Annotated in this window: 7 protein-coding genes; 2 read left to right on the top strand and 5 right to left on the bottom strand. The window is 44.5% G+C overall.

Annotated features, from left to right (window positions below; genetic code table 11):
• Nucleotides 1–326: 326 nt before the first annotated feature.
• A complete protein-coding gene (locus tag F6J99_RS41215) occupies nucleotides 327–914 on the top strand; it encodes a serine O-acetyltransferase (RefSeq protein WP_293122227.1) in 588 nt (195 codons plus the stop codon).
• A gap of 50 nt (nucleotides 915–964) precedes the next feature.
• Here F6J99_RS41215 and F6J99_RS41210 read toward each other — a convergent pair whose 3' ends face one another.
• Nucleotides 965–1120: a hypothetical protein gene (locus tag F6J99_RS41210; protein ID WP_293122224.1), complete on the bottom strand. Its 156-nt coding sequence runs from the start codon at nucleotides 1118–1120 to the stop codon at nucleotides 965–967.
• Between the two features lie 96 nt (nucleotides 1121–1216).
• Between F6J99_RS41210 and F6J99_RS41205 the strand changes: the two genes are divergently transcribed.
• Entirely contained in the window at nucleotides 1217–1453 is a 237-nt protein-coding gene (locus F6J99_RS41205; RefSeq protein WP_293122221.1) for a hypothetical protein, read from the top strand.
• Between the two features lie 77 nt (nucleotides 1454–1530).
• Here the strand turns inward: F6J99_RS41205 and F6J99_RS41200 are convergent, their stop codons facing one another.
• The 4 genes from F6J99_RS41200 to F6J99_RS41185 form a co-directional block, all read right to left on the bottom strand.
• Nucleotides 1531–2043 (bottom strand): DUF3368 domain-containing protein, encoded by a 513-nt coding sequence (locus tag F6J99_RS41200; RefSeq protein WP_293122219.1) that lies wholly within the window; start codon nucleotides 2041–2043, stop codon nucleotides 1531–1533.
• On the bottom strand, nucleotides 2040–2285 hold the full coding sequence (locus F6J99_RS41195) for a UPF0175 family protein (protein ID WP_293122216.1): 246 nt from the start codon (nucleotides 2283–2285) through the stop codon (nucleotides 2040–2042). The genes F6J99_RS41200 and F6J99_RS41195 overlap by 4 nt, the downstream gene beginning before the upstream one ends.
• Nucleotides 2286–2379: 94 nt before the next feature.
• Nucleotides 2380–2637, bottom strand: coding sequence for a hypothetical protein (locus tag F6J99_RS41190; protein WP_293122213.1), 258 nt, complete (start codon nucleotides 2635–2637; stop codon nucleotides 2380–2382).
• A gap of 261 nt (nucleotides 2638–2898) precedes the next feature.
• The coding region (locus tag F6J99_RS41185; RefSeq protein ID WP_293122210.1) for a hypothetical protein at nucleotides 2899–5633 on the bottom strand (2735 nt) is incomplete at its 5' end.

The following is a 5633-nucleotide window of genomic DNA, read 5'->3' as shown; positions in this document are numbered from 1 at the left end:
CAATAGTGTGTTTTGTAAAGGTGGTGCCTTTAGTAGTCCGAAGATTTCTTGATTAGCTATTAGCTATCAGCTTATAGCTAATCTTATACCCATGAGGTACAAAGGGATCCCCCTAAATCCCCCTTAATAAGGGGGACTTTGAGGTTGAGAAGTCTACCTCATATAATGCGCGTGCCACAGGCTAGAAGCCTATTCCACAAAGCTGATGGACTATTCCCGATTCCCAATTCTAAATTATTCATTCTTCATTCTAAATTCTTCATTCTAAATTCTTCATTCTACATTCTAAATTCTTCATTATTCATTCTTCATTCTAAAAACAGATTATGGTGATGCCAACAGATTTAACGGCAAACTCTACCCAGCCAAAAACGGATAATTTGGGACTTTGGCAACAAATTAAAGAAGATTGGAAAGCCCATGGTTGTGATTGGACTAAGCCTGGATTTCGGGCTGTGGCGGTGCAGCGGTTTGGAGTCTGGAGAATGAAGATCCAACCGAAGTTACTACGGGCTCCGTTTAGTATTCTCTACCGAGCATTATATCGGAAAGTTCGTAATACCTATGGCATTGAATTACCTTATACGGTAAAGCTTGGTCGTCGAGTAATTATTGAGCATCAAAGTGGGATTGTGATTCATGGAGATTGCACTATTGGTGATGATAGTATCCTCCGTCAAGGGGTCACTTTGGGTAATCGTTACTTAGATCGTCCTTTGGATGCCCCCATTTTAGGAAAACGTGTAAATGTTGGTGCTGGTGCCAAGATTTTTGGCAAGGTTACTATCGGTAATGGAGCAAATATTGGTGCTAATGCTGTAGTTTTATCTGATGTACCTGCTGGGGCTACGGTAGTGGGAATTCCTGCTAAAGTTATTAAGGTGCGTTCTTTTGAAGAGAACGGCTCTATTTGAGATGTAAACAAGGGAATCGGGAATCGGGAATCGGGAATCGGAACCCACCCCTAACCCCTCCCAGGAGGGGAACGGGAATCGGGAATCGGGAATCGGGAATCGGGAAAGAGTTGCGTAGGGTGCGTTAGGGACGGGGAAACCCTCATTTTATCGGTAGCCAGTGTTAGGATAATCCGTCCGAAAATTGTAACGGGCAAGATGCCCATTCCACCCACCGGGTCAAACAGTAAAAATGAGATGCACCCGCAATTACTTTGTATAATGGATTTATAGAAAGTAATTGGATAGTCTTCCTAAGACTTATGCGTGACCTAGAACAACTGACCAAAGATATTCAAGAACTACCAGAAGACGCTCAAAACATTATTGCCGATATCATTGAGGTGTTCAAAAAACAGTATGTAACGAAAAAACCGGCATCTCTTAATCCTCTGGAATTAGAGAATCAACCGTTTATTGGTATGTGGCGTGATCGACAAGATACTCAAAATAATAGCGAATGGGTGAGAATAATTAGACAAAAGCATTGGCAGAGCTAAAAAACGAGATGATCGCTTTATCTCAGAACTCAATCTATTTAAATATCCATAACGTTGATGCAAAACTCTTCCCTCTTTTAATTTCCTGATCTACTTTCTTCATCGGTAGCTTTAAGAATTGCTTGGTACAATTGAGAACTAATACGAAAGTCCATTGTTTCAATCAATTGATCCATTAATGGCTTAACCGCCGGAATTAAATTACTTTTCTTGGCTTGCACGAGAATTCCCAGTAACCCCACAATAGTTAACCCCAATTCTTGAGCAACTGATCGTCCTCGTCGTTCATCCATCAGTAGCAAATCGGCATTCATTTCCAGTGCTAATACGATCGCTTCTGCTTCACCTAAATCGATCGTTTCTTGACTTTCCTGAAGTGTGACAACTTGCTGCCTATCTGAAACGGCCTGAGTTTTAATCCAAGATAAGGTTTGAACTTCTACTGTTCCAGGTACAACTTTGCCGATACCAACCATTTCATTGTAGACAGCAACCGGAATAATCACAGAACCATACAAGCGATGCAAGAGGTTAAGTTGATTGATGCCTGCTAGATTAGTAATGGGTGATGTATCGCTAATAATAATCACAGCAAACTTAGGGATTGTAGGGTTTTAAGGTCTGCTTCAAAATCAGCAACATCATAATTCAAATCTAAACCACGCTTGGCCAGTTCATGCTGAAATTCAATCACGGTTAACCCCGTCCAGGCACGGACTTTGCCACTGCTGATTTTGTCTTGCTTATAGAGCATCAGGGCAATTTCAAGTTTGAATTCACTCTCAGACATTTGGCTAGCTTGGACAATATCGTCAGGGATAACTAAACTCATAGCTACACTGATAATGAATTGGTCTATTATGAACAGTTACGGGACGGACTGTCCCAATACTGGTTACCGAATTCTAAATTCTAAATTCTAAATTCTAAATTCTAAATTCTAAACTGACTCCACCTACAACTGGATTCTCTCCGAGTCCCCAAATGGGATCATCTACACCATTGCTATTTTCTGGTAGCTGTTGATTGTTTGGCTGTAATTGTTTAAGTTTAACAATTTCATGATGCAAGGCTAATACAACTAATTCATCAAGATTCTTTACTAGTCCTGTCTGAATTAGTTCTTCTGTAGTTTTCAGCAAATCTGTGGGTAAATTTAAAGTGATTTGATTGACGTTTTCCATGGATATTATTGTTTTGATGAGATCAGAGGCTTACTTATGATTGATTGAGCTTACCTATAGTCTAGCTGAGTTAGCACAACTAAACTTGCCCATGATTAAGCTAACATTAGCTTAGCGAAATTCTTCCCCATGGCACAGGCATCAACTGAATCCTAACACTGGTTCACTTCACACCCAGTAAGGCTAATAATAATGCCTCTACCTTTGATTAACTCTTGCCTATTGCCTATTGCCTATTGCCTATTGCCTATTGCCTCTTCCCTACTTCCACCATCGGCTAACATCTTCAACCGCTGCCACCATTTCTCTTAGGGCTTCAATACCCCCAAACTTGATGATTAAAGGAGCTAATTGGGGAAGAGCTTTAAGAAAATTGGGACGGGTTAGACTAGCTAAAGCATCAAGAGTTTGTTGCCAAAGAGGAAAATCAACTGACGAAGGAGTTAAGCTCTCAATCAAGCGGTGTAAGGCATCGGCTCGGTTGGATTCATACCCAATGGCTCTGGCGCAATCTAAGGCTTTTGGTAACACTTGAGGTAAGTGGGGGGCTAAGCTGATTAAGGCTAATGCTTGCTGGGATTCATCCCCAAGGGCTCTGGTGCAGTCTAAGGCTTCTGGTAACACTTGGGGTAAGTGGGGGGCTAAGCCCAGTAAGGCTTTTGCTCGGGAGGATTCATGCCCAAGGGCTCTGGCGCAATCTAAGGCTTCTGGTAACACTTGTGGGAAGTGGGGGGCTAAAGCGATTAAGGCATCGGCTCGGGAGAATTCAGACCGAAGGGCTCTGGCGGCCTCTAAGGCTTCTGGTAACACTTGTGGGAAGTGGGGGGCTAAGTCCTTTAAGACATGGACTCGGGAGAATTCATCCCCAATCGCTCTGGCAGCATCTAAGGCTTCTGGTAACACTTCTGGTAAGTAGGGGGCTAAGTCCTTTAAGGCATCGGCTCGGGAGAATTCAGACCGAAGGGCTCTGGCGGCCTCTAAGGCTTCTGGTAACACTTGAGGTAAGTGGAGGGCTAAGCCGAGTAAGACTTTTGCTCGGTGGAATTCATCCTCAAGAGCTCTGGCGACATCTAAGGCTTTTGGTAATAACCCTTGGGGTAAGTGGGGGGCTAAGTGGAGTAAGGCATTAGCTCGGTGGGATTCATCCCCAATCGCTATGGCGCAATCTAAGGCTTCTGGTAACACTTGTGGGAAGTAGGAGGCTAAGCCGATTAAGGCATTAGCTCGGTGGGATTCATCCCCAATCGCTATGGCGCAATCTAAGGCTTCTGGTAACACTTGTGGGAAGTGGGGGGCTAAGCCGATTAAGGCATTAGCTCGGTGGGATTCATTCCCAATCGCTATGGCGCAATCTAAGGCTTCTGGTAACACTTGTGGGAAGTAGGAGGCTAAGCCGATTAAGGCATTAGCTCGGTGGGATTCATCCCCAATCTCTCTGGCGCAATCTAAGGCTTCCGGTAACACTTCCGGTAAGTGGGGGGCTAAGCCGAGTAAGGCATCGGCTCGGTGGGATTCATCCCCAATCGCTATGGTGCAATCTAAGGCTTGGGGTAACAACGTTTCGGGTAAGTGGGTGGCTAAGCCCTTTAAGGCTCTGGCTCGGTCTTTTTCATCCCCAATCCCTCTGGCGCGATCTAAGGCTTTTGGTAACAACGTTTCGGGTAAGTGGGGGGCTAAGCTGATTAAGACATAGGATCGGTCGTATTCATTCTGAATGGCTATGGCGCAATCTAAGGCTTGTGGTAACACTTGGGGTAAGTGGGGGGCTAAGCCGATTAAGACATAGGATCGGTCGTATTCATACCGAATGGCTATGGCGCAATCTAAGGCTTCTGGTAACACTTGTGGGAAGTGGGGGGCTAAGCCGATTAAGGCATTAGCTCTTTCGTATTCATACCGAATGGCTCTGGCGCAATCTAAGGCTTCTGGTAACACTTGGGGTAAGTGGGGGGTTAAGCCGACTAAGGCATTAGCTCGGGAGGATTCATCCCGAATGGCTCTGGCGGAATCTAAGGCTTGGTGTAACAAAACTTCCGGTAAATAGGGGGCTAAGCCGATTAAGGCATTAGCTCGGTCTTTTTCATCCTCAATCGCTATGGAGGAATCTAAGGCTTGGTGTAACAACACTTCCGGTAAATAGGGGGCTAAGCCGATTAAGGCATTAGCTCGGTCTTTTTCATACCCAATCGCTATGGCGCAATCTAAGGCTTGGGGTAACAACACTTGGGGTAAGTAGGGGGCTAAGCCGATTAAGGCATTAGCTCGGTCTTTTTTATACCCAATCCCTCTGACGCAATCTAAGGCTTCTGGTAACACTTGGGGTAAGTAGGGGGCTAAGCCGATTAAAGCTCTGGCTCGGTGGTATTCATACCGAATGGCTCTGGCACAATCTAAGGCTTCTGGTAACACATCAGGGAAGTGGGGGGCTAAGCTGATTAAGGCTAATGCTCGGGAGTATTCAGACTCAATCCCTCTGGCGACTTCTAACGCTTCCGGTAATAAAGAAGGGGGAAGATACTCAATAATTGCGTCCAAAACCCCTACTTGACGTTCATAATCTTTAATCTGTCGCAAATAAGCTAGTGCCTGGGCTGGCGTCCAGATTTCTTTCTCCACTAATGCTGCCATTAACTCTGGAGGAATATTTCCGGCCAAGCTGTTGAGGGATGTGGTAATCAGAGCATAACGACACTGTAAACTAATCGATTCTGTAGGATTTTTTGTAAAATTGGCTGCTGCTATTGCCCAAGCTCTCGATACATCCTTAACAAAATTAGCAGTGTTTCCCTGTCTCTCACACTGCCAATACCAACCGTTATCTCCTTCTGGAGTTTCTTCTTTCAGCAGTTGATGAATGTCATCAATCTTGTCAGCTTTCTCTAGGTGCCAGGTTAAGTGGTTATAGATATAACCATCATCGGGTAAGGTATGCCATAATCCCTTTTCCGTCTTAGTTTGATAACGTTCTAATAATTGCTGATGGGCTTCGGTGATTA

This window comes from Moorena sp. SIO4G3, assembly GCF_010692305.1.
GTDB classification, from domain to species: Bacteria; Cyanobacteriota; Cyanobacteriia; order Cyanobacteriales; family Coleofasciculaceae; genus Moorena; species Moorena producens_A.
The sequence above is the reverse complement of the archived record's forward strand: the minus strand, read 5'-3'. Positions and strand labels throughout refer to the sequence as shown.